We start from the raw sequence: 22,764 nt of genomic DNA, 5'->3' as shown, positions 1-22,764 counted from the left end.
GCCGCGGCGATGAGCGAAAACAGGTTCGGCAACTGGTTTGCGGTGATGACGGTTCTCTGCATATCCGCCGTCGGCGCAGTCATTGGCTGGGCAAGACATCCCAGGCAATACCGCGCCGATCCGCCTGTCACGTCGGCCCTCGATCAATTCAGACTGATGCCGGGCGGGATCGGCGGCGCCCCGTCGGATGTCTATTTCGCGCTTGGCAAGCCCTATGAGACGACCGCTTATGATCTGAGCCAGGGCAAGCGCCTTTATTCCTGGTTCGGCTGCCCTACTTGCCATGGAGACGGACGAGGCGGGACCGGCCCTTCGTTCCTTGACGGCTGGTGGTTTTATGGCTCGGAAATGGTATCGGTCGTGGCATCCATACGCGACGGACGGCCTCACGGCATGCCTGCCTTCGCCAACAAAATGACAAGCGACCAGATCTGGCAGCTCGCGGGCTACGTCAGGACGATCGGTGCCTATTCCGCTCCCTATACCGCGCCGAGCCGCAACGACGACAAGCATACGAGACCGGCCGAGAACCGGGCGCCGGCCGCAACTCTTTTCGAGGAAGGGCCGGTGGGCGTCCGCTCCGATCGAGGTGTCCGGCCTTGAAGATCACCCCGGCATGCACCCTGTTTCTGTCCGGCTGCGTTGCCGGCACGCAGTCGGCGCTGAATGCGGACGGACCCGCCGCTTCGGAACTCAAGAGCCTGATATTCCTGTTCGTCGCCGTCTGCGGCGTGGTTTTCGTGCTTGTCATGAGCGTCATGGCATGGGCGCTGGTTCGCAGGAAAAACCAGGCCCCCGGCGAACCGCAGACTGAGCGTTCCATGGGCAGGGTCGTTACGGGCGCGATCGTTATGACCTTCCTGGTCGTAAGCTTCCTGACCATCACCAGCTTTTATGCTACCAATGGCGTCGACCGCGGCCGGGACAATCTGCCGACCATCACCGTTCGCGGGCAGCAGTGGTGGTGGCAGTTTACCTACCTCGACGCGGATCCCGCCAGGACATTCCAGACCGCCAACGAGCTGCATATCCCGGTGGGAACCGATGTCCGGCTGCGCCTGGAAGCGACTGATGTCATTCATTCCTTCTGGGTGCCTAACCTGACGGGAAAGCAGGATCTGGTCCCCGGCCGCGACAACCGGCTGACGCTGCATGCCAGCAAAGCCGGCATTTATCGCGGCCAATGCGCCGAATTCTGCGGCCTGCAGCACAGCCACATGGCGCTGTTGGTGATCGCCGAGGAGCCGGCGGACTATGCCAGATGGCTGGAGTCGCAGAGAAAGACGGCAGCCGCACCGGCCGACAGTGATGCCGCTGCGGGAAAGCTCGTCTTCATGAGCAAGCCTTGCGCCGCCTGTCACACCATCCGCGGCACCGGGGCATCGGGCACGTCAGGGCCTGACCTCACCCATGTCGGCAGCCGCAGCATGATTGCGGCGGGGCTGCTGGAGAATACGCGGGGATCGGTTGCGGCATGGATTGCCGACCCGCAAACGCTGAAGCCGGGCAACAACATGCCGTTGGTCCCCCTTACCGGCGAAGAACTGCGACAGTTGAGCGCCTACATGAGTGGTCTGCGATGACCGGCAGCGGCAGACCCCCTTCCCCCGCCGATCTGGCTGCCGGCAGTGAAGAAGCGGAAGCCTTCCTCAGGCGCACATGGTCGACGCCTTCCGGATTTCTGGCAGCGCTCTCCACCGTCGATCACAAGATCATCGGTCGGCGCTATGTCGCGACAGCCTTTGTCTTTCTTATCCTCGGCGGCGTGCTGGCGCTTGTGATGCGCATCCAGCTCGCCTTTCCCGAGACCCGCTTCATCAGCGCGGACCGGTACAATCAGATCTTCACCGTGCACGGGAGCAACATGATGTTCCTGTTTGCAGTACCGGTCATGGAGGCGATGGCGGTCTATCTCGTTCCTCTGATGGTCGGAACCCGCAACATCGCCTTTCCCAGGCTGAATGCCTTCTCCTACTGGATCTACCTCGCCGGCGGGCTGCTGCTGTGGATCTCCCTCGCCCTCGATACCGCCCCCGATGTCGGCTGGTTCTCCTATGTGCCTCTGGCCGGCCCGCAATATGGTGTCGGGAAACGGGCGGACCTCTGGGCACAGATGATCACCTTTACCGAGGTCTCCGCCCTCGCCGTTGCCGTCGAGATCGTCGTGACGGTCTTCAAGCTGCGGGCGCCCGGCATGTCGCTCGATCGGATCCCCGTCTTCGTCTGGTCGATGCTGGTCACGGCCTTTCTGGTCATCCTGGCCATGCCGGCGATCATGTTTGCCAGCTCGTCCCTCATTCTCGACCGGCTGGTCGGCACCCAGTTCTATAATCCTGCGGAAGGTGGCGACGTCCTTCTCTGGCAGCACCTGTTCTGGTTCTTCGGTCATCCCGAGGTCTACATCATCTTTCTGCCGGCAGTCGGCATCGTCTCCGCCATAATCTCCACCTTCACGCAGCGTCCCGTCTTCGGCTATATGCCGCTGGTGCTGGCAATGATCGCCACAGGAATTCTCTCCTTCGGCCTGTGGGTGCACCACATGTTCGTGGCCGGCCTGCCGCGGCTGGGGAGCAGCTTTTTCACCGCCTCGAGCATGGCAATCGCCATTCCCGCCGGAACCCAGATCTTTTGCTGGCTGGCAACGCTGTGGGATGGCCGTCCGGTCTTCAAGACACCGCTGCTTTTCGTCATCGGCTTTCTCATCACCTTCGTCATCGGCGGCCTGACTGGCGTCATGGTGGCGTCGGTGCCGCTCGATAGCCAGGTCCACGACACCTATTTCGTCGTCGCCCATTTCCATTATGTGCTGATCGGCGGCTCCGTCTTCCCGCTGATCGGCGCGATCTATTACTGGTTCCCGAAGATGACCGGGCGGATGATGAGCGAAAGGTCCGGCCGATGGGCCTTCGGCCTGATCTTCACCGGCTTCCACCTGACTTTTTTCCCGATGCACATCCTGGGCCTCCAGGGTATGCCGCGGCGCGTCTACACCTATCCGCCCGAGCTGCCCTGGGCCGGCTTGAACCTCTTCGTCAGCCTCAGCGCCTTTATCCTGGCCGGCGGATTCCTGGTCTTTTTCATCGATGCGCTGCGCAGCTTCCGCCATGGCCCGCGGGCCGGCCCCAATCCCTGGAATGCGTCAACATTGGAGTGGGCCGTACCCTCGCCCCCTCCCCCTTATAATTTTCGGCATATTCCGGTGGTCGAATCGCGCGAGCCGCTCTGGATGTCGGACGAGACATTGGCGGTGGCGACGGGACTTCGGCTCGATCGGCGGGAACTAATCGTCAGCAGTGTCACCGCGGGCGAGCCGGAGGCGCGGGAGGCCTCGCCAGCCGATTCCATCTGGCCATTTCTGGCCGCCATTGCCACGGGCATCATGCTGATCGGTTCGATCTTCAGCCCGTGGGCCGTTGTCTGGGGAGCCGCTCCGGTGGCTATCACCCTGACAGGATGGTTCTGGCCCAAGCAAACGCGGGAGGACGAGTCATGAAGGAGCGCGTGGTGGCCGATCTGTCGAAGCTTCCCCTGCACGGCTTGGGCAGCGCGAGCCTGACCTTCTGGGGAACCAGCGCCTTCATGCTGATCGAAGGCATGGGATTCGCTCTGGCGATCGTCGTTTACTTCTATCTCATGAGCCTGGCGCCGCATTGGCCGATCGAAGCCCCTGCCCCGGATCTCCTTCCCGGCACAATTCTGACCCTGCTGCTTCTCGTCAGCATCGTGCCGAATATGCTCGTCGCGCGGTGGGCGAAGCAGAGGGACCTGCGAAAGGTGCGGGTGGGACTGATCGTCATGACGCTTCTCGGAGCGTCACCCCTCATACCCCGCGCCTTCGAATTTCGTGCACTGCACATAGGTTGGGACGACGATGCCTATGGATCAATCATCTGGACGATGCTCGGCCTGCACGCCACCCACATCATCACCGATCTTATTGATACGATTGTTCTCGCCTGCCTGATGTTTTCAAAGCATGGCGACAATGCTCGGCGCTACGGCGATGTCGAAGACAACGCGCTCTACTGGAACTTTGTCGTCCTCGCCTGGCTTCCCCTCTACGGGTGTATCTACTGGGTGCCGCGGCTATGAGAACAGCAACGACAATCGGTCTTGTTCTTATGGCGACACCGCTATCGGCACATGAAGGCCATACTTATGCGAGTTCCCTTCACTGGACGGCCGATCCCTTGATAATTGCGCCGCTGGCGTCTGCGCAGCCCTCTATGCAAGCGGAAGCCTTCGCTTCATGTCGCGATCATCCGCGGGCCGTCGCGTCTTCATGCACCGTCTTTTGGCCTATTGGGCCGGCTGGCTGGTGCTTGCCGCCGCGCTTGTCTCTCCCCTGCATTGGCTGGGAGAACAGCTTTTCACCTTCCACATGATCGAACATGAGCTGGTTATGGCGATTGCCGCGCCGCTCATCGTCTTGGCACGCCCGTCGGCGGTGTTGCTGTGGGGGCTGCCAAGGATCGTCAGGCGACGGGCGGGGCACGTGCTCGCCTTACGCGTGTTCCGCAGGACCTGGACAATGCTGAGCAACGGCAGCCTCACGACGCTGCTGCACGGGGCGGCGATCTGGGCATGGCATTCGCCCCTCCTGTTCGACGCCGCAATCGAAAGCACGCCGCTCCACCGTCTGCAACATCTTACCTTTTTCCTAAGTGCCGTCCTGTTCTGGTGGCCCGTCATCTGGAAGACGGACAGAGGGCTTGCGGCCTGGCATCTCTTCCTAACCATGCTCCATATGAGCATTCTCGGAGCCTTGATCGCGCTTTCACCAAACGTACTCTATGCCACGCAGACCCGAGCCTCGGGAAGCTGGGGCTTGTCACCGCTTGAAGAGCAGCAAGTGGCAGGCCTGGTGATGTGGGTGCCTGCCGGAACTATATACGCGGCGGCCGCTCTGGTGCTGATGGCATTATGGATCCGGGATTCCGGGAAAGGAGACGCAGGTGCAACACCGATCGCCGCCCCATAATTCCCTTCGACCCGCCGTCATGATCGCGGCATGCATGATGAGCCTGACGGCGGCATTGGCCCTGGCAGACGTCTACCGGCAGCGATCGGAAAAGCGAGCCGCGGCGGTCGCCATGACGAAAGGCGATCCCGATCGGGCACCAGCGATCTTCCGCCGATATGGGTGCGCAGGCTGCCATACCATTCCAGGCATCGCAGGCGCAGACGGCAAGGTCGGCGGCGATCTCTCCGCTCTGCGCGAACGGGTCTATATTGCCGGCGTCCTCAACAATTCCGCCGATAATCTCGTCGGCTGGATCGTCATGCCGCAGGCCCATTCGCCAAAAACGGCGATGCCGGCGACCGGAATATCCGATCAGGAAGCCCGTGATCTCGCCGCCTATCTCTATGCCAACTAGGAAGAACCGGTTAATCGTCCGCAATTGAATGCCCTATGGATGGGGCGTCGGCCGCGGCGGCAGCGACTTGACGTACCGGGCGATGGCCATCCTGTCGACCTCGGGAAGTTCCGCCGTGTTCTCTACGACGTCCGCCATGACCCAGCCGACATAGCCGTGGCCGGGCGTCATGCCGCTGCGAAGCATTTCGACTAGATCCTGCTCCGACCACGAGCCAATGCCTATCGGTGTTATATTGGGGTTGAAGCCGACATCTTCCGAACTCACTCCGCCGGCAAATCGCGTTTTCGGCTTTATCGCACCGAAGATATTGCGGGAGGAGTGGCACTCGGCGCAATGGCCAAGCGTCTCCACGAGATATGCGCCGCGATCATGCACGGGATCGCCATTCTCCGCTCCTCCCGATCTGCCTTCTCGGAAGAACAGCAGCTTCCAGAAACCGACAAACCGCCGGATGCGAAACAGCGGAGAAATCTGATGCGGTTGCGCGCGCTCCGGCACGGGCGAAAGCGTATGCAGAAAGGCGTAGAGATCTCTGATATCGCCGAGCGTCATGCCGGTATAGCTGGCATAGGGGAATGCCGGATAATAATGTTGCCCTGACGGAGAGACGCCTGAAATCAGCGCATTGGCGAGATCGGCGACCGACCATGATCCGATACCGGCCTCCGGGTCGGGCGAGATATTGGGGACTCTGAAGATCCCATAGGGTGAGGCCAGTGCGAGATCGCCCCCCAGCCTGAAGCGGTCCGGCTGTCCGGGGGAAGCATGACAGGAGGCGCAGTCGCCCGCAGCAAAAACCAGTCTGCCACGCCCGGCATCTCCCGACGTCAGCGTGGGATCGCCGGCAACGACACGGGGATGCGGCCTCGTCAGTAGCCAAGTCGAGGAGAAGACAAGGAGGACTGCAGCGACAGCGGTCGAAATCAGTCGGGCACCTCTGAGCATTCTGGACCCGCTAGTCTAGGTGAAACAATCGCCTCAACCGGGCGGCGGCTCGACCTTGTATGGCCGCCGACCTCGGCGGCAGAGATAAACTTCTCGCTCGGGATTGGCCTCTATGACAAAGCCCGAGCTGCGCAGCATCGCTTCGACCGCTGCCTTATTGGGAATGAACCAATTGGTGGGATCGGCGGCAAAGCGCTCTTCGACAAAGAACAGCTTCGGGAAATCCGATCGGTCGAAAATCTTCCATTCCGAAAAGTCGTAGTCTTCTTCAAGCTTGGCGATACGCTCTTCGCCACGCTGCAGGCATTGGAACAGCATGAGATCTGCGACCACATGCTCGTAGAGCAGATCCAATGCCAGCAACGGATGGCGCAAGTGGTAAAGCACGCCCATGAAGAGCACCAGATCGAACCTCTCGCCGAGTTTCGACACCTCGTAAACCGACATCTGCCTGAACTCGACATCAAGGCCGAAATGATCGGCGGCGAAACGGGCCTGCTCGAGATAACGTGGGTCACTGTCGATGCCCAACACCCGACCGGCATTGCGGCGCTTCATCTCAAGCGCATAAAAGCCGGCATTGCAGCCGATATCGAGAACGCTGCATCCTTCCAGATCCTTGGGCACAACATGCTTGAAGCCTTCCCATTTGAACGCCGGATAGTCGCCGAGAAAATGATCCGGCGCGGTTTCGATCTCTCCGAACCGCATATTCTGAAACCAGGGACCCAATTCGCTGATACGCTGTTGCAAAGCCAGGTTCATCATCGTTTGCATCCGCTTCTCGGTCAGTTATCCAAGGGGGCAGCCTGCGAGGCCGCCGCGGCGCACTGACGGCGAGGCGCAGCGACACGTTTACGGGGACGATCGTCCAAATTGGCGGCAAACCAGTCGATCGTATATCTGAGCCCTTCGGCAAGGGGCACCGTCGGCTGCCAATCGAGCAGTTCTGTCGCGCGAGAAATATCGGGCCGCCGGCGTTGAGGATCATCCTTCGGCAAAGGTCTGTAGGCAACAGCCGTTCGCACCGGCACCATCGAACGGATCATCTGCGCGAGCTCGTTGATGGTGAATTCCCCCGGATTGCCGAGGTTGACGGGAACACCAGGGTTCGGCCGCACATCCATCAGCGCCATAAGGCCGCCGACAAGATCGCTGACGTAGCAGAAGGACCGGGTCTGCATGCCGCTTCCGTAGATGGTGAGCGGTTTCCCCGAGAGGGCCTGCACGACCAGGTTGGAGACGATCCGGCCGTCATTTGCCTGCATTCGCGGCCCATAGGTGTTGAAGATGCGGGCGACCCGCACGTCGACGCGGCCGGCACGCAGCATGTCGAAGCAAAGAGCTTCCGCGGCGCGCTTTCCCTCGTCATAACAAGCACGCGGTCCTGTGCAGCTGACATTACCGCGATAGTCCTCTTTCTGCGGATGCTCAGCGGGATCGCCATAGACTTCGCTCGTCGAGGCCTGGAGGAAGGCGGCCCGGTGCCGCTCGGCAAGCGCCAGCAGATTACCCGTACCGGCAACGCACGTCATCATCGTGTGAACGGGATCCGCCTGGTATTGCGGCGGGGACGCGGCGCAGGCCAGATTATAGATCTGGTCGAGCGGTTCGCCGATTTCAATGAATTTGCAGATATCCTGTTCGATGAGCCGGAAGCCCGGATGGTTCATCAACGGCCTGACATTGTCTCGCGAGCCGGTAATGTAGCTGTCGACGCAAATGACGGTGTCGCCACGGCCGAGCAGAGCATCGCAGAGATGCGAGCCGACGAAGCCGGCGCCCCCTGCCACCAGAACAGTCTTGCTTTTTCCGCGACGATTGGCTTGAAGCATCGATACTCTCCTTCACGCTGAGATACGGTCAAAAGCTGGATTAGCGGACAGATTCGAAAGAGACCGGGCGAGCTCGCCGGCACGAGCGACACCGGTATGACTGCTCATCACCAGCTTTCTCGCTGCTGCGGCGGCGGCCAGACGGTCGCTGTCGGGAAGCTCCGTCAGCAGCGCCACGACATCCTCCGGCGTGCGCACAATGAACAAAGCGTTACGGTCCGGCAGCAGTTCATCGAGACCCTGCCAGAAGTCGCTGATGATAGGCGCCCCGCAGGCGGCAGCCTCGAACAGCCGCACGCTGGGAGACCAGCCGGCGGCAATCATATCGCTGCGGGTCACGTTCAGCGTGAACCGCTGCCGGCTGTAAAAGCTTGCGTGATCGGCAGGCGGCAGATGCTCGATGCGCTCGACGTTGGCCGGCCATTCAATCTCGGCTGGATATTGCGGCCCGGCGACAACGAAGCGCATCGAGGGCAGGCGGCGCGCCGACTCCAGCAGAAGGCGCTCCAGTGTCGGCTGCCGGTCATGGCTATAAGTTCCGAGATAGCCGAGATCCCAGCAAGTGGGCTCGCCGGTATTGGCATAACGCCCCTCGTCGACCGAACAATAGAGCGCGACGGCTCTGCGCGCGCCATATCTCTGTTCGAGCCGCGTCAACACCCTTCCTCCGGAGAAGGAGAAATAAGTGTCAAACAAGGGAACCTGCCGCAGCGCCAGATATTCCTCATCACCGCGATCGAGCTTGGCGAGGGTGACCGGCGTGTCAATGTCATAGAAGCAGAGACGTTTCAGCCCCAGCGCCCCGAGCCCGTCGATGAGCGGCACACCATCGGGAACATAGGATCCGACGATGACGGCATCGGCCTTGTCGAGCCTTTCGCCGTGACGCTCGAGCATTGCGCCGATATCGGAATAATAGGCGAGCTCGCAGAAGTCAGGCGAAGGGAGATCCCGGTGGCTGGCATACCACGGCACGTCCCGCTCCACGAACAGGACCCGATGGCCGTCCTGCCGAAGACCCTTGATCAGGGCGCGATAGGTCGTGGCGTGACCGTTCCCCCAAGAAGAGGAAAGGGAGAGCCCGAGGAAGACGATATCGAGCGATCTCGTCATTCGGCGGCCTCCCGCGCGCCAAGACGGGCGCGAAAAATCTCGTCTGCAGTTTCGGCGCGATTGACATAGGTGTGTTCGGCCAGAACGCGCCGGCGCGCCCTTTCTCCAATTTCCCGGGCGGATTGGTGGGATAAGCCGCTGAGCAAGGCAGCCACGTCCTGTCCGTCGCGCGCGACCAGGACCTCCTCGCCGGACTTCAGAAAGACATCGATGCCCTCCCAGTAGTCGGTAATGAGGCAAGCCCCGGCGCCGGCCGCCTCGAAGACCCGCGTCGCAGGGGAAAAACCATTCTCCGCCATACTGGCGCGCGATATGTTGAGGACCGTCATCGGCGTCACGTTGAAAGCGTTGTGATCGCGCGTCGGGACATGGCCGATATAGCGGACGTTTGAAGGGATCGGCTTGTCCTGCCAGCCGGAACCGCCAAGCAGGAATGTCCGGTTTGGCAGACGCGACGCCGGTTCGAGGAAGAAATGCTCGACCCTCGCCTCGCGATCCGGCAGGCGATTGCCAAGGAACCCGAGGTCGGCGGCGAAGCGGTAGTCCTGCGGCACCGGATGATGCGTTTGCGGGTCCAGCGCATTGTAGATCGGCACACATTCGGCCGCTCCGACGGAACGGTATGCGTTCACGACGGGGTCGCCGCCGCCATAGGTCAGCACGAGATCAAGCCGGGCGAGCGCAAGGCGTAGCGGATGATCGGGGTTGGCCCTGAGTTCGGCAAGCGTCGCCGGCGCATCGACGTCCCAGAAGATTTTCAACGCGTGCGGGCGTGCATGACGCAACACCTCTTCCAGCAATCGATCGTCCTCGAAGCCAACACCACTCGCCTTAACGACGATATCAGCTTCGACTGCCTCGCTTGTGACGGCCTTGAGGGCGTCGATCGTCCCTTCGTAGACGACGAGCCTGCACCAGTCCGGCGGATCCATGTCACGGTTCTTCTGTCGGTCATAGACATCCGGCTCATAGAAGGTGATATCGTAACCCTTTTCCGCCAGCGCCCGCAGCAGGCCGCGATAATAGGTGGCGGCGCCGTTCCAATAGGCGGAGACGAGACTTGATCCGTAAAAGGCGATCTTCATTCGGCAGCCTCCCTGGATTGCAGGTTTGCGGTGACCCTATGCGTGCCGCAGTGCGCCAGAATGGCGAAAAGCTCGTCGACGCGGTGGCGGCAGGTGTGACGGGTCTTGATCGTTTCAAGGCCGGCGGCGGCAAGGTTCGCAGCCAGATCGGTATCGGAGAGGACGTCGCGCAGGCTTTTCTTCATCTCCTGTCCGTCACCGACGACAAGGTAGTCCCTGCCGGATTCGAAGAGATGTTCGGCGTCTTTCCAGGGCGCCGAGATCAGGGGTATTCCGCAGGCGAGCGCCTCGAAGACACGGATGGTCGGAATACCCGGCAGATGTTCGACATAGGGTCGGCGCGGAATGTGTACGGTGACCTTGTGGCGGGCGAAGGCCGCGGGAACCTCGGCATTGGCGATCCAGCCGCCATAGGCGGTGCCGACTTTGCGAAGTTCGTCCAGCGCATGGTCGGGGTAGCGGACGCCGCGCACGACCGCGTCGAGCTTCAGATCCCTCGCAGGATGGATCAGAAATTCGCCGATTTCGGCGGACCGTTCGTCGTCGCCCCAGTTGCCGATCCAGATGAGGTCTCCGCATTTCTCGATCTCCGGCAACGGTCTGAACAGCGCGTCATCCGCCGCCTCGTGCCAGATGAAGACGGATTTCCCCCAGCCGGCTCTGAGATAACGCTCGCGCAGCGTCTGCCCGAAGGCCAGCACACCATCATAGTCGTCAAGCGCCAGCCCTGCGATATCGCCTTCGGCGGAGACGGCCCGATGGTGCGTATCGTGGAAAAGCAGGGTGAAGGCCGCGCCGTCGCGCCGGATGCGGCCGAGCCTCTCGACCAATTGCGGCTCCGTCCACTCGTGAACGATGACGACATCGGCATCGGAAAGCGCTGCTTCGTGGTCGAATCCCTTGCCGTAGATCTGCGAACGGTGCTGCGGAAAGGCTTGGTGAAATGCCTCGACCGCAGCCGCCCCCTGGTCTCGCACCAGATTGGCCCGGCTCCAAGCATCCTGCGGCTCCAGCGCCAGCGTCTCATGGCCGCGCCGCTGGAGATCGCGCATGATGCCGCGAAGAAAATGGGCATTGCCGTGATTCCAGTCGGAGACCAATGAATGGGTGTAGAAAATGAACTTCATGATCACTCCGCTGCTGTTGAAAAACCGCGGGCGCACATGCCGGAATAGATCGAGCACATCGCCTCTGCCTGAGCCTCGACGCTGAAGCCGGCGGACCTGGCACGCGCTTTTCGTCCGAACGCTGCCCGCAGTTGCGGATCGTCGGCAAGAGTATTGAAGGCATCGGCGAAGGCATCGGAGCGATGCCGCTCGGCAAAAAGAGCGGCTCCGCCCCATATCTCGCGATAAGTGGGAATATCAGAAAGCACCAAGGCCGCGCCCGTCCGCGCCGCTTCGAGAGCGGCTAGACCGAAAGGCTCGTAGAGGGACGGCGAGGCCACGATGGCCGCCTGCCGCGTCAAGGCGCTCATCCGCTCGTGCGAAAGCTCGCCGCGGTAATCGGCATGGCGAAATCGCGTGGTCTGGCCATTGGGACCGGTGGTCGCGCCGGCCGCCGCCACCGTCCATCGCGTCATAGCTGCAGCCTTGTCCAGCACCGCGCCGTTTTTGCCATCGTCCCACCAGCGCCCGGCAGCAAGAACAAAGTCCTGCTTGAGCTCGTCGGAAGCCTCAAGGGCGCTGGCGTTGTGAACGACCTGAAGATTTCCGATCGTTCCATAGGCCGCTTCCATCGCTCTCGCATGGCTGCGGCTTGGCGCGATCACCGCGTCCGCACATGCAAAGCCCTCTTGGTTCAGCCGGTACTGCCATTGCCAACCCTGCGGCACTTGACTTCCGCGGACTGCGGCAAACCAAGTGACGACACAGGAATGGCAAACCACCGCAATCGGCAGGTTTGTTTCCATGCCAGCCGCCTGCGATGGCAGATTGAGATGCAGAAGATCGGCCTGTTCCCGGCGCGCGAGATCCGCAATCAGGCGCGGAACTTCGGCAACTGCCTCTTCATTCTCGACCGTCCAGTCGAGCGGCGCATCCAGCCAGACGAGCTTGCCGACCCGACTGGCCTCGGCGACCTTGTCGTCTGCCGGGAAAGGACCCAGCCCCGCAAAGACAACCTCGATGTTGTTCGATTTCAGGGCTGCGGCCAAGTCCATGGCGTAGCGCCAGACGCCGCCGATGGCGTCAACCGTCATCAGCACGCGGCGGTGCCCCCTGCATCGTTCATGTTCGCTCATGCCGATGCCTTCCGCTTTTCTCTGCGGATCTGCCGGCCGCCGAAACGATGGGCGATCAGCCATTCGGCCAGGTGCCGCAAACCATGACGCCATCCGATTCCGGCTTGCCAGCCGGTTTCCTGTTCAAGTCTCGTCGTGTCGGCCACGAAATAGAGCTGATCGCCGGCGCGCCATGGGCCAAAGCTGGTTTCGACTGGACGGCCCGCAAGCTCTTCGATCTCGCGCAGCACCGCGAGCACGCTGACGGCGTTGCGCGGCCCGCCGCCGAGGTTGAATGCTTTGCCGCTGACCTGCCCGATATTGGAAAGCAGCACCCGATAGGCAGCAACGGCATCATCGACATGCAGAATATCGCGCACCTGCTTGCCGTCGCCGTAGATGGAAATGGGTTCCCCGCCGAGCGCGCGAATCAGGAAATGTGCCACCCAGCCCTGGTCCTCGGTGCCGAACTGGCGCGGTCCATAAATGCAGCTCATCCGCAGGACGGCGGCAGGGATGCCGTAGGACTTCGCATAGTCGAGGATATACTGATCGGCCACGCCCTTCGAACAACCGTAAGGCGTACAGAAATCGAGCGGCCGATCCTCCCCGATCCCCAGCGTCCTGATGCTCTCGTCTTCGGGAAGATAACGATCATCGAGTTCGATCATGCCGAGATCGTCGAGAGCGCCGTAGACCTTGTTGGTGCTGGCGAAGATGATCGGAGCTCGTTTGCCTGCCCTGCGAATCGATTCCAGCACATTGAGCGTGCCGCGCGCGTTCGTTTCGAAATCCTCCAGCGGGTCGACGAGGCTGGTGGTCACCGCCGTTTGCGCAGCGTAGTGGAACACCGCCTTGGCATCTCTGAAGGCTGCTTCGATGCCCAGCAGATCGCGAACGTCGGCGAGGACCGGATGCACCCGCCCGCCATGCCGCTCTTTGAGCCAGGAGAGATTCTGATCGACTCCCGATCGTGCCAGATTGTCGAGAATGATGACGTCCTCGCCGTCGCTGAGCAGGCGGTCGGCGAGATTGCAGCCGACAAACCCACTGCCGCCGGTGACGATGATCGGAGCTGCGCCTGAGGTGATGTTGGGAGCGGCAAGGGCCGCGACCTCCTCCAGCCTCTTGACGCCTCCTTCCGTGAGAAGGCGGGCAAGAAGCTTCGGTTTATTGTCGTGGCTGACAGCGCCCAGATGATAATGCCGCGGATCGAACCACAGGCCTTCCTGAACCGGAACATCCGGCGGCACGTCGCGCCATGAATACCAGTACATGCGATCGGCCGGTACTTTCAGCGCCTTTGTGAAGCGCCGCGCCTGTTCAATCTCGTCATTGCGCCAGGTGGAGTAGCCGGTTTCGGTGATCCATATTTCGGCATCGGCATTATAACGATCGATAATCCCACGCATCTCTCCGAGATGCATGTCCCAGCCGCCCCAGGTTGCCTCCTCGCTATCCCAGGTTCCAGGGAAACCGTGGAAGCCGACGGCGTCGACGACGCCGAGCACGCCGCGCGTGCCCATCAGATTGAGCCAATAGGGATCGAAGGGGCACGGGCCGCCAAGTACAGGTTTGTAGCCCCTCTGCTTCGCCCAGTAGGCGGCGCCTCCGACCATTTCGCAGAAAAGCAGAAAGTCGCTGTCGTGGCGCCAATCCCAGTCAAGCAGGTTGTTTGGTTCGTTCCAGAGCTCGATATGACTGATATAGCGGCCATAGCGCGTCAGAACATGGTCGACGAAGTCGGCATAGGATTTGAGATTCACCGGAGGGCCTGAAGACCTGCCCGTCCGGGACAGGGACGGCGGCGTGTAGTGAATGCACGGCAGAAGATCGATTTGGCCGCCGATACGCGGGATCAGCCAATCGAACCATTGCTGGCCGCCGGGGGCCAGATATTCGGCCCAGGAAAGATGTGTGCGGAGATAACTGGCGCCACTCTCCAGGATATCCGGCAACGCGACCTCAGCCCGCTCATAGTCTCCGGGCCGGAACCATTCGACAAAACCGAACCGCCTCGTCTCCTGATCGGATGCTCGAGCACCGGCCTTGTTCATGAAACCAGCCCCCGCTCTTCGAGTTGCCGCTTCATTTCGGCGCCACGGTCGACCGCCCCGCTCTGGCGCACCCATTCGACAAAGGGAGCGAGCGCGTTTTCGAGACGATATTTCGGTTCGAAGCCGAGCAGTTCGCGCGCCTTGGAAATGTCGGCAAAGCAATTGCGGATGTCGCCCGAACGCGCCTTCTTCATGATGTCAGGGCCGATCTCGGGCACGCCCATGGCATCGGCGAGAAGCGTCGCGACATCGGCGATCGAATAGGCCTGGCCGCTGCCGATGTTGATCACGTGACCGGCGGCTGCGGGTTTTTCCAAGGCCAGGCGAAAGGCTGTCGCCACATCGCGGACATGGACGAAATCGCGCCGCTGCTTGCCGTCCTCGAAGATCATCGGCGGCTGACCGTTGGCGAGGCGCGAACCGAAATTGGCGAGCACGCCGGTGTAGGGATTGGAAAGCGCCTGGCCCGCGCCGAAAACGTTGAAGAGACGCAGCGCGACGGCATCCAGCCCGTAGGCTTCGCCGAAAATAAGAACCTGCCTCTCCTGCGCGTATTTCGTCAAAGCGTAGATGGACGCAAGATCGACCGGTTTCTCCTCATCGGTGGCGACCGGCGTCAGCGGCTGGTTATCCTGATCAAGCGGATCCCACCGGCCCTGCTTGACATGCTGCATGCGCCGCCTGACATAGCCGAGCCGCTTTCCATCCGCCGTCCGATAGAGCCCTTCTCCATAGACACTCATCGATGAGGCGACGACGATCGTCTTGACGGGAAGGCCGATCATGGCTTCCAGGAGGACCGCGGTGCCGAGGTCGTTGCAGCCGACATAGCGGGCAATTTCATACATCGACTGTCCGACGCCGACTTCGGCGGCGAGATGAATGACGCCGTTCACACCGGCAAGAGCCGCACGCACAGCGTCCTTGTCTCTGACATCGCCTTGGATGATCTCGGCTCCATGAGGCACGCTGACTTCGGCATCGCCATGCACCTGATCGATCAGCGCATCGAGAATGCGCACGTGATAGCCATTGTTCAGAAGTTCTTCAGCAACGTGGCGGCCAATGAAGCCGCATCCTCCAGTTATCAAAATCGTCATTATGAGATCCGTCCGGTTGAATAATTTGCTTCGGAGATAGGCGCCGAACCGAACGCGGATGGAAAAGTTCCTTCTTCAATGACATCTTTATTGACTTCATCATCTATGACTTCTTTGACCTCTACTGGAACTCTTCGGGAGGCCTGTTGTTCTAGGGGTGCCACATTGGAGGACATCTCATGGACATTGCGGCGAGACAGAGGGCCGGGCTCATGCGGGCTGCCATCGTCACCGGCCCCGGACATATTTCGGTGGAGACCTGCCCCTTGCCGGAACCCGGTCCGGGCCAGGTCAGGGTGAAACTGGAAGGATGCGGCGTCTGCGCCTCGAACCTCACGCCCTGGGCCGGACCGGACTGGATGACGTTCCCCACTGAGGCGGGTGGGTTAGGCCATGAGGGCTGGGGTATTGTCGACGCCATTGGCCCCGATGTCACGGGGATTCGGACGGGAGAGCGGGTTGCGGCGCTTTCCTACCATGCCTACGCCACGCACGACATTGCCGATGTCTCGATGGTCGCATCACTGCCGAAGGAGTTGGATGGCAAGCCCTTTCCGGGCGAACCGCTCGGATGCGCCATGAACATCTTCGGCCGCAGCAACATCGAAAGCGGCGAGACCGTCGCCATCGTCGGCATCGGATTCCTGGGCGCACTTCTCACCCGGCTTGCCGCGGCAGCCGGCGCAAGGGTGATCGCCATCTCGCGCCGGCCCTATTCCCTCGGGGTGGCGAGAGAGATGGGAGCGGCCGAGACCATTCCGATGGACGATCATTGGCAAATCATCGAGAGCGTCAAAACACTTACGGGCGGAAAATTCTGCGATTGCGTCATCGAAGCCGTCGGCAAACAATGGCCGCTCGACCTGGCGGGCGAGCTTACCAAGGAACGTGGGCGACTGATCATCGCCGGTTATCACCAGGACGGGCCCCGCCAAATCAACATGCAGCTTTGGAACTGGCGCGGGCTCGACGTCATCAACGCTCATGAGCGCGAACCGGCCGTCTATATCAAAGGCATTCGCGACGCCATAGAAGCCGTGCGCCAGGGCCGGATCGATCCGCAACCGCTCTACACGCATATCTATCCGCTGGAGAGGCTGGACGACGCCCTCAACACGACGCGCGACCGGCCGGACGGTTTTCTCAAGGCTCTGGTGAAATATTCATGAAGCCGTCGATGTCCGGAGAAAATGCGGCGATCGCACAACGACTGAAGCTGGGCTTTCTCGGCGTAGGGTGGATCGGCCGGCATCGGATGAAAGCGATCCTCGAGAGCGGCGTGGCCGAGGCCGTCGCCATTGCCGACCCTTCCACAAATATGGCACGAGAGGCCCTGGCGCTCGCCCCGGATGCCAGGATCGTCGCCGATCTGGACGGGTTGTTCGAGCAGGAGCTCGACGGCGTCGTGATCGCGACGCCGAGCGCCGCACATGCCGAACAGTCGATCCGCGCCCTCGGGGCAGGCTTTGCCGTCTTCTGCCAGAAGCCGCTTGGCCGAACGGCATCCGAGGTCAGGGCCGTTGTCGATGCTTCCAGAACCGCCGACAGGCTGCTTGGCGTCGACCTTTCCTATCGACACACGCAGGGCATGCAGCAGATCCGGCAGCTCATCCGTTCGAACGCTCTTGGAAAGATATTTGCGGCCGATCTGACCTTTCATAACGCCTATGGCCCCGACAAGCCCTGGTTCTACGACAAGCACCAGTCCGGCGGCGGCTGTGTCATCGATCTCGGGGTCCATCTCGTCGACCTGGCCTTATGGTGCCTCGATTTTCCCTCCGTCACCAACGTAACGAGCGCCTTGAAAGCGGGCGGGAAACGGCTTGAAAACAACGATCAGGTCGAGGATTTTGCCGTCGCGACGCTGACGCTTGCTGGCGGCGAAATCGTCCGCCTGACATGCTCCTGGCGGCTCAACGCCGGCTGTGACGCCGAGATCGGCGCCGATTTCTTCGGAACCGAGGGAGGCGCCTCCTTCAGGAATGTCGATGGCTCATTCTACGATTTTACGGCCGTCAGGATGTCCGGCACTTCGAGCGAAACTCTCGCCCTCCCCCCCGACGATTGGGGCGGACGGGCTGCCGTGGATTGGGCAAAAAAGCTCGCCGGAGGCCAGCGCTACGATCCCGCGTGCGAGAATTTCATTGCGGTCGCGGAGGCGATCGACGGCATCTATGGCGCCGGCATATGATTGATCAGGAGCCCTTGATGAGCCCGTAGAGAACAATTGTCGCATAAAGGGTGAATGCGACAACGGCGACCGTGCCGACCAGGATCAGGGCTATTCTGCCGGCATTGAGCCTGGTGCGCTTGCCTACGGAAGAGGACGATGGCCGCTGAACAGGATCTCTATCCCCCTCGCTCATCGTGTCTGCTCCGTCGTCGCCGCAGGTGATTTCTCGTCCGGTTCGCCGGGATGTCTCATCCATGTGAATGCGAGCGCGACAAGGCAGGCGATCAGGAAGATGGTAACGACGAATATCATCATACGCCGCGGCGGTTCGGAGTTATCGTGGCTCATTCCTGAAGGGTTGGGGCCGCCTTTCCTCACCTCGCTCATGGAGAACCCCTTTGCGGAAGCTCGGTCTCTTCATCGAGCTTCTCCTTGAGTTCGTCGAGCCGATCGCGCAGCAGCGATGCTTTCATACGCCTTGCTTCCGCATCCGGCACCTCAACCATCCGGCCGCTGTCATCGGGAATTCCGGGACCACTTTCAGCAATCGTCTCCTTTCTGGGCCTGTCGTTCGCGCCGGTCGATATTTTTGCGTTTCTGTCCATGACATCCTCCATTCAATTGGGGACGGTTTTCTGCGGCTGCGCGCCCTTTGGCCAAACGACGCGGCGCTGGCGAAGTTCCGGAATGACCTCGGGCTGTCATGGCATGTCCTGTCCGAGGTCATCGTCAGGATGGAGGGCGGTGGAACCTAGAGCCCCTCCGGGTGTTGCTTTGCGTGTGAATACAGGGATCGACGATGACCGCGAAAAGTGCCGAACCGGGCAAAAACAACAACACGCTCATGAAAGTGAAGGCGGTTCCGGAGCTCATCGATCCCGACGCCGAGCCGTTCGTGACCCAGGCCGTTCGAGAACTCGTCGGATCGCAGATCCCGTTTCTGGTCGCCGGCACCTATGCCGTTTGCGCCTATACGGGCATTTCGCGCCAGACGAAGGACTTCGACATATTTTGCAAAGCGGGCGACTACGCGCGCATCCTCGGCCATTTCAAATCCAAGGGCTACACGGTCGAAGTCGAAGACGAGCGCTGGCTCGGAAAGGTCTTCAAGGGCAACCATTTCTTTGACGTCATCTTTGCCTCCTCCAACGGAACGATGCCGGTCGGCGACGACTGGTTCGAGGATGCGCGCAGGGTCAAGATGTGCGGCCACACGGTCAGGATCGTCAGCCCGACCGAATTGGTCTGGTCGAAGTGCTTTGTCCAACTGCGCCACCGCTATGATGGCGCCGATATCGCGCACGTCATTTTGAAGGCACATGACTCCATCGATTGGCGCAAGCTGCTGGCTTATCTGGAAGTCCACTGGGAAGTCCTCCTCATCCATCTCCTCAATTTCAGGTGGATCTACCCGACCGAGCGAGACAAGATTCCGCAATGGCTGCTGGAAGAGCTGCTGGACCGGCTCAAGGCGCAGCAGGAGCTGCCGTTGCCGCAAATGAAAATATGCCGCGGCCGGATGTATTCCCGCGTGGATTTCGAAATCGACGTGAAGGAATGGGGTTTTGCCGATGTCGGCGGCGAAGGTGAATTGCGAGGAGATTAGGAGAACCGTAATGGACGAACAGCGAAAAAGTGTGAGAATTGCGGCGGTGGCCGATCTTCATGTGACCGAAGATGGCGCCAAGTCCTACAAGGATCTGTTCGCGGAGATTTCCTCGGTGGCCGACGTTCTCGTCATCGCCGGCGACCTGACCGATCTCGGCAAGCCCAAGGAGGCCGAACTGCTTGCGAGCGATCTGCGCCATTGCACGGTGCCGACCGTCGCCGTCCTTGGCAACCATGATCATGAGAGCGGCCAGGTCGACGACGTCTGCCGGGTGCTGACCGATGCCGGCGTGAAACTGCTCAACGGCCAGGCGGCCGAAGTCGCCGGCATCGGTTTCGTCGGCGTAAAGGGCTTTGCCGGCGGTTTCGGGCGACACATGCTCGGCTCGTTCGGCGAGGCGGCGATCAAGGCGATGGTCGCCGAAAGCGTCGAGGAGTCGATGCGCTTGGAAAATGCGATGCGCCAGGTCCGCTCCGATCGTTCCCTCGTCGTGCTGCACTACGCGCCGATCGCCGAAACAGTGGTCGGCGAGCCCCTGGAAATCTATCCGTTTCTCGGCTCTTCACGGCTGGCCGAAACGATCGACCGATTCCGCGTCAATGCGGTCGTACACGGTCATGCCCACCGGGGATCCTATGAGGGCCGCACGCCGGGCGGCGCCCCCGTCTACAATGTCGCGGCCCATGTCGAGAAACCCACCGGCAAGACTTATGCGTTGCTTGATCTCTGATTGGCCCGAGTGTCACGATTATTTGTTGGTGCGTCCACGATGGCGTGGATCCACGCCGCCCTGGGGCGTCGTATCGTTGGCCGTATCGCCTTCGACGGTGTTTTCGGCCTGCATCGCTTCGTCGTCCGGCGACGAGACGATGCCACGCGAACGGCTGATGCCCGGGTCGTCTGAAACGTCGATATCGCTTGGCCTGGTGGTCTTGGCATGTTGGGGGAGGTCATGATTTCTCCTTGGAACGTTGCGACCCTTCCGGAGTGAACTCACTGGATAGCCCCTGGTTCCCCCGAAGCGGCCGATGAACCCGTGACCATGAAAGCCCTGCACGCCGGGAACATTTGTCCGAAGCTGAGGTTGAAGCGCCATTAGAGCGCCACGCGTCCTTTCGGACGCTCAAAGGCGCTACCTTGAATCTGCGCATCGGGCTTTCCGAAAATCGATTCCGATTTTCGGGCCGATGCGCTGGCGACCGGAGAGGAGGAACCACCGTGAGAGCTCTGACATGGCACGGCAAGCATGACATCCGCTGTGACAGTGTCCCCGATCCGCAGATCCAGGATGGGCGCGATGCCATCATCAAGGTCACGGCCTGCGCGATCTGCGGATCGGATCTGCATCTCTACGACGGTGTCATGCCGGAGATGCGCAGCGGCGACGTCATGGGTCATGAGACGATGGGCGAAGTGGTGGAAGTCGGCAAGGACAATACTAAGCTCAAGGTCGGCGACCGCGTCGTCGTGCCCTTTACCATTTCCTGCGGCGAATGTTTCTTCTGCAAGCGCGGCTTCTATTCCGGGTGCGAGCGCTCCAATCCCGATCGAGCCAAGGTTACGAAACTCTGGGGCAATTCGCCAGCGGGCCTGTTCGGTTACTCGCATCTGCTCGGCGGCTATGCCGGCGGACAGGCGGAATATCTGCGCGTGCCCTATGCCGATGTCGGGCCGATCAAGGTGCCGGCGGGGCTTTCCGACGAGCAGGTGCTCTTCCTTTCCGATATTTTCCCGACCGGTTATATGGCAGCCGATTTCTGCAACATCCAGTCCGGCGATACGATCGCGATCTGGGGCTGCGGCCCGGTTGGCCAGATGGCAATACGCTCGGCCTTCCTGCTCGGTGCCGAACGGGTGATCGCCATCGATGCAGTGCCCGAGCGAATGGCGCTTGCTGAAGCGGCCGGCGCCGTCATCCTCGATTTCATGGACAAGGACGTCTACGACCAGATCATGGAATTGACCGACGGTCGCGGTGCGGATGCCTGCATCGACGCGGTGGGAACCGAAGCCGAGGCAGCTGCCAGCTGGGATTCACGCCTCGATCGCATCAAGGTCGCCATGTTCATGGGAACGGACCGCCCGCATGTGCTGCGTCAGGCTATCCAATGCTGCCGCAACTTCGGCACGGTCTCGATCGTCGGCGTCTATGGCGGTTTTCTCGACAAGATCCCGATGGGTTCGGCAATCAATCGGGGCCTGACCTTCAAGATGGCGCAGACGCCGGTCCAGCATTATCTGCCGATCTTGATGGAGCGTATTGAAAAGGGCGACATCGACCCGTCCTTCGTCATCACCCATCGCGGCACGCTGGAAGACGGTCCGACCCTCTACAAGACGTTCCGCGACAAGCAGGACGGATGCATCAAGGTCGTTCTCAAACCCTAGACTTCATGCGCTTCCTTCGAACGGGAGGCTCTAAAGGAGAAGCATCATGGCTGATAAGCAAGCAGGCAAGGGCCTCGCCGTTGTCACCGGCGCCTCCACGGGCATCGGCTACGAACTGGCGAAATGCGCAGCCCGGGATGGATATGATCTCATCATTGCCGCCGATGAGGACCGCATCAACCAGGCGGCGGCCCGACTGAAGGAATTCGGCACCGCAGTGGACGCCGTGCAAGCCGACCTTTCAACGCCCGAGGGCGTGGACCGGCTTGCGGAGCGGATCACGGCCAGCGGCCGGTCGGTGGACATGCTGATGGCCAATGCGGGATGCGGCCTCGGCAAGGCTTTCCTCGACCAGGACTTCACCGAGGCGCGTAGGGTTGTCGATACCAACGTCACCGGAACGATCCACCTGATTCATGCAGTCGGCAATCAGATGCGCAGCCGCGGCCAGGGGCGCATCCTGCTGACAGGCTCGATCGCAGGCTTCATGCCGGGGTCATACCAGGCCGTCTATAACGCTACCAAAGCCTTCATCAACAGCTTCTCTTTTGCGTTGCGCGAGGAGTTGAAGGATTCCGGCGTCACCGTCAGTTGCCTTATGCCCGGGGCGACAGAAACTGAATTCTTCAAGCGAGCCGGTCTTACGGATACGGCGATCGGACAAGCGAAAAAGGACGATGCGGGCGAAGTCGCGCGCATTGGCTATGATGCGATGATGGATGGTGAAGGCGATGTCGTCAGCGGCTGGAAGAACAAGCTTCAAGCGGCTGTCGCCAATGTCACGCCGGCAAGCGTGCTCGCCCATCAGCATTCGAAAATGGCAGAACCGGGTTCCGGCCGCAAATAACGGCGGCTCG

24 protein-coding genes and 1 pseudogene are annotated in these 22,764 nt (G+C 61.1%); 12 read left to right on the top strand and 13 right to left on the bottom strand.

The annotated features are described in order from the left end of the window. Positions 1-9: 9 nt before the first annotated feature. The 6 genes and pseudogenes from RHE_RS22335 (at position 10) to RHE_RS22310 (ending at position 5,378) form a co-directional block, all read left to right on the top strand. Entirely contained in the window at positions 10-603 is a 594-nt protein-coding gene (locus RHE_RS22335; RefSeq protein WP_020922687.1) for a c-type cytochrome, read from the top strand. Then, positions 600-1,583: a cytochrome c oxidase subunit II gene (gene coxB / locus RHE_RS22330; RefSeq protein ID WP_011427531.1), complete on the top strand. Its 984-nt coding sequence runs from the start codon at positions 600-602 to the stop codon at positions 1,581-1,583. Before RHE_RS22335 ends, coxB begins: the two co-directional genes overlap by 4 nt. Beyond that, complete coding sequence (gene ctaD / locus RHE_RS22325) at positions 1,580-3,493, top strand: cytochrome c oxidase subunit I (protein WP_011427530.1); 1,914 nt, start codon at positions 1,580-1,582, stop codon at positions 3,491-3,493. The genes coxB and ctaD overlap by 4 nt, the downstream gene beginning before the upstream one ends. After that, positions 3,490-4,092 carry a cytochrome c oxidase subunit 3 gene (locus tag RHE_RS22320; protein ID WP_011427529.1) on the top strand — a complete coding sequence of 201 codons (603 nt, stop codon included), beginning with the start codon at positions 3,490-3,492 and terminating at the stop codon, positions 4,090-4,092. Before ctaD ends, RHE_RS22320 begins: the two co-directional genes overlap by 4 nt. Next, positions 4,089-4,981, top strand: a pseudogene (locus tag RHE_RS22315) (cytochrome c oxidase assembly protein). The gene RHE_RS22320 and the pseudogene RHE_RS22315 overlap by 4 nt, the downstream one beginning before the upstream one ends. Before the next feature lie 34 nt (positions 4,982-5,015). After that, positions 5,016-5,378, top strand: a complete 363-nt coding sequence (locus RHE_RS22310) for a c-type cytochrome (protein ID WP_187331735.1) — start codon at positions 5,016-5,018, stop codon at positions 5,376-5,378. 33 nt (positions 5,379-5,411) lie between these two features. Here RHE_RS22310 and RHE_RS22305 read toward each other — a convergent pair whose 3' ends face one another. Genes RHE_RS22305 through RHE_RS22265 form a run of 9 tightly spaced genes read right to left on the bottom strand, consistent with a single transcriptional unit; the run spans position 5,412 to position 15,737 of the window. Then, on the bottom strand, positions 5,412-6,326 hold the full coding sequence (locus RHE_RS22305; protein ID WP_011427526.1) for a c-type cytochrome: 915 nt from the start codon (positions 6,324-6,326) through the stop codon (positions 5,412-5,414). A gap of 33 nt (positions 6,327-6,359) precedes the next feature. Next, the gene (locus RHE_RS22300) at positions 6,360-7,094 is read right to left on the bottom strand and encodes a TIGR04290 family methyltransferase (RefSeq protein ID WP_011427525.1); all 735 of its coding nucleotides are present in this window, start codon (positions 7,092-7,094) and stop codon (positions 6,360-6,362) included. A gap of 20 nt (positions 7,095-7,114) precedes the next feature. Then, positions 7,115-8,161, bottom strand: coding sequence for a UDP-glucuronic acid decarboxylase family protein (locus RHE_RS22295; RefSeq protein WP_011427524.1), 1,047 nt, complete (start codon positions 8,159-8,161; stop codon positions 7,115-7,117). 12 nt (positions 8,162-8,173) lie between these two features. Beyond that, entirely contained in the window at positions 8,174-9,274 is a 1,101-nt protein-coding gene (locus RHE_RS22290; protein ID WP_011427523.1) for a CgeB family protein, read from the bottom strand. After that, positions 9,271-10,359, bottom strand: a complete 1,089-nt coding sequence (locus tag RHE_RS22285; protein ID WP_011427522.1) for a CgeB family protein — start codon at positions 10,357-10,359, stop codon at positions 9,271-9,273. Before RHE_RS22285 ends, RHE_RS22290 begins: the two co-directional genes overlap by 4 nt. Beyond that, complete coding sequence (locus RHE_RS22280; protein WP_011427521.1) at positions 10,356-11,486, bottom strand: CgeB family protein; 1,131 nt, start codon at positions 11,484-11,486, stop codon at positions 10,356-10,358. The genes RHE_RS22285 and RHE_RS22280 overlap by 4 nt, the downstream gene beginning before the upstream one ends. Before the next feature lie 2 nt (positions 11,487-11,488). Beyond that, a complete protein-coding gene (locus RHE_RS22275) occupies positions 11,489-12,601 on the bottom strand; it encodes a glycosyltransferase family 4 protein (RefSeq protein WP_042119656.1) in 1,113 nt (370 codons plus the stop codon). After that, positions 12,598-14,637: an NAD-dependent epimerase/dehydratase family protein gene (locus tag RHE_RS22270; RefSeq protein WP_011427519.1), complete on the bottom strand. Its 2,040-nt coding sequence runs from the start codon at positions 14,635-14,637 to the stop codon at positions 12,598-12,600. The genes RHE_RS22275 and RHE_RS22270 overlap by 4 nt, the downstream gene beginning before the upstream one ends. Continuing rightward, complete coding sequence (locus RHE_RS22265; RefSeq protein WP_011427518.1) at positions 14,634-15,737, bottom strand: NAD-dependent epimerase/dehydratase family protein; 1,104 nt, start codon at positions 15,735-15,737, stop codon at positions 14,634-14,636. Before RHE_RS22265 ends, RHE_RS22270 begins: the two co-directional genes overlap by 4 nt. Before the next feature lie 179 nt (positions 15,738-15,916). On the opposite strand from RHE_RS22265, the gene RHE_RS22260 reads away from it, so the two are divergent. Both RHE_RS22260 and RHE_RS22255 read left to right on the top strand, forming a co-directional pair. Further along, positions 15,917-16,906 (top strand): MDR/zinc-dependent alcohol dehydrogenase-like family protein, encoded by a 990-nt coding sequence (locus RHE_RS22260; RefSeq protein ID WP_011427517.1) that lies wholly within the window; start codon positions 15,917-15,919, stop codon positions 16,904-16,906. Further along, a complete protein-coding gene (locus tag RHE_RS22255; protein ID WP_042119654.1) occupies positions 16,903-17,928 on the top strand; it encodes a Gfo/Idh/MocA family protein in 1,026 nt (341 codons plus the stop codon). The genes RHE_RS22260 and RHE_RS22255 overlap by 4 nt, the downstream gene beginning before the upstream one ends. Before the next feature lie 4 nt (positions 17,929-17,932). On the opposite strand, the gene RHE_RS33820 is transcribed toward RHE_RS22255, so the two are convergent. From RHE_RS33820 to RHE_RS32105, 3 genes are read right to left on the bottom strand one after another with little or no spacing between them, the layout of a single operon-like run. Then, on the bottom strand, positions 17,933-18,103 hold the full coding sequence (locus RHE_RS33820) for a hypothetical protein (protein ID WP_166486940.1): 171 nt from the start codon (positions 18,101-18,103) through the stop codon (positions 17,933-17,935). Then, complete coding sequence (locus RHE_RS33815; RefSeq protein ID WP_123876265.1) at positions 18,100-18,297, bottom strand: hypothetical protein; 198 nt, start codon at positions 18,295-18,297, stop codon at positions 18,100-18,102. The genes RHE_RS33820 and RHE_RS33815 overlap by 4 nt, the downstream gene beginning before the upstream one ends. Then, positions 18,294-18,527 (bottom strand): hypothetical protein, encoded by a 234-nt coding sequence (locus RHE_RS32105; RefSeq protein ID WP_244425806.1) that lies wholly within the window; start codon positions 18,525-18,527, stop codon positions 18,294-18,296. Before RHE_RS32105 ends, RHE_RS33815 begins: the two co-directional genes overlap by 4 nt. Positions 18,528-18,709: 182 nt before the next feature. On the opposite strand from RHE_RS32105, the gene RHE_RS22245 reads away from it, so the two are divergent. Together RHE_RS22245 and RHE_RS22240 are read left to right on the top strand one after the other, a co-directional pair. Beyond that, positions 18,710-19,516, top strand: coding sequence for a nucleotidyltransferase family protein (locus RHE_RS22245; RefSeq protein WP_011427514.1), 807 nt, complete (start codon positions 18,710-18,712; stop codon positions 19,514-19,516). A 10-nt stretch (positions 19,517-19,526) separates the two neighbouring features. Further along, positions 19,527-20,249: a metallophosphoesterase family protein gene (locus tag RHE_RS22240; protein WP_011427513.1), complete on the top strand. Its 723-nt coding sequence runs from the start codon at positions 19,527-19,529 to the stop codon at positions 20,247-20,249. Between the two features lie 18 nt (positions 20,250-20,267). On the opposite strand, the gene RHE_RS22235 is transcribed toward RHE_RS22240, so the two are convergent. Continuing rightward, on the bottom strand, positions 20,268-20,516 hold the full coding sequence (locus RHE_RS22235; RefSeq protein WP_166486939.1) for a hypothetical protein: 249 nt from the start codon (positions 20,514-20,516) through the stop codon (positions 20,268-20,270). Between the two features lie 221 nt (positions 20,517-20,737). Between RHE_RS22235 and RHE_RS22230 the strand changes: the two genes are divergently transcribed. Both RHE_RS22230 and RHE_RS22225 read left to right on the top strand, forming a co-directional pair. Continuing rightward, positions 20,738-21,907: a zinc-dependent alcohol dehydrogenase gene (locus RHE_RS22230; protein WP_011427511.1), complete on the top strand. Its 1,170-nt coding sequence runs from the start codon at positions 20,738-20,740 to the stop codon at positions 21,905-21,907. Positions 21,908-21,953: 46 nt separating this feature from the next. Next, positions 21,954-22,754 carry an SDR family NAD(P)-dependent oxidoreductase gene (locus tag RHE_RS22225; protein WP_011427510.1) on the top strand — a complete coding sequence of 267 codons (801 nt, stop codon included), beginning with the start codon at positions 21,954-21,956 and terminating at the stop codon, positions 22,752-22,754. The last annotated feature ends 10 nt before the right edge of the window (positions 22,755-22,764 follow it).

The sequence above is a fragment of the Rhizobium etli CFN 42 genome, assembly GCF_000092045.1.
Classification (GTDB): Bacteria; Pseudomonadota; Alphaproteobacteria; order Rhizobiales; family Rhizobiaceae; genus Rhizobium; species Rhizobium etli.
The sequence above is the reverse complement of the archived record's forward strand: the minus strand, read 5'-3'. Positions and strand labels throughout refer to the sequence as shown.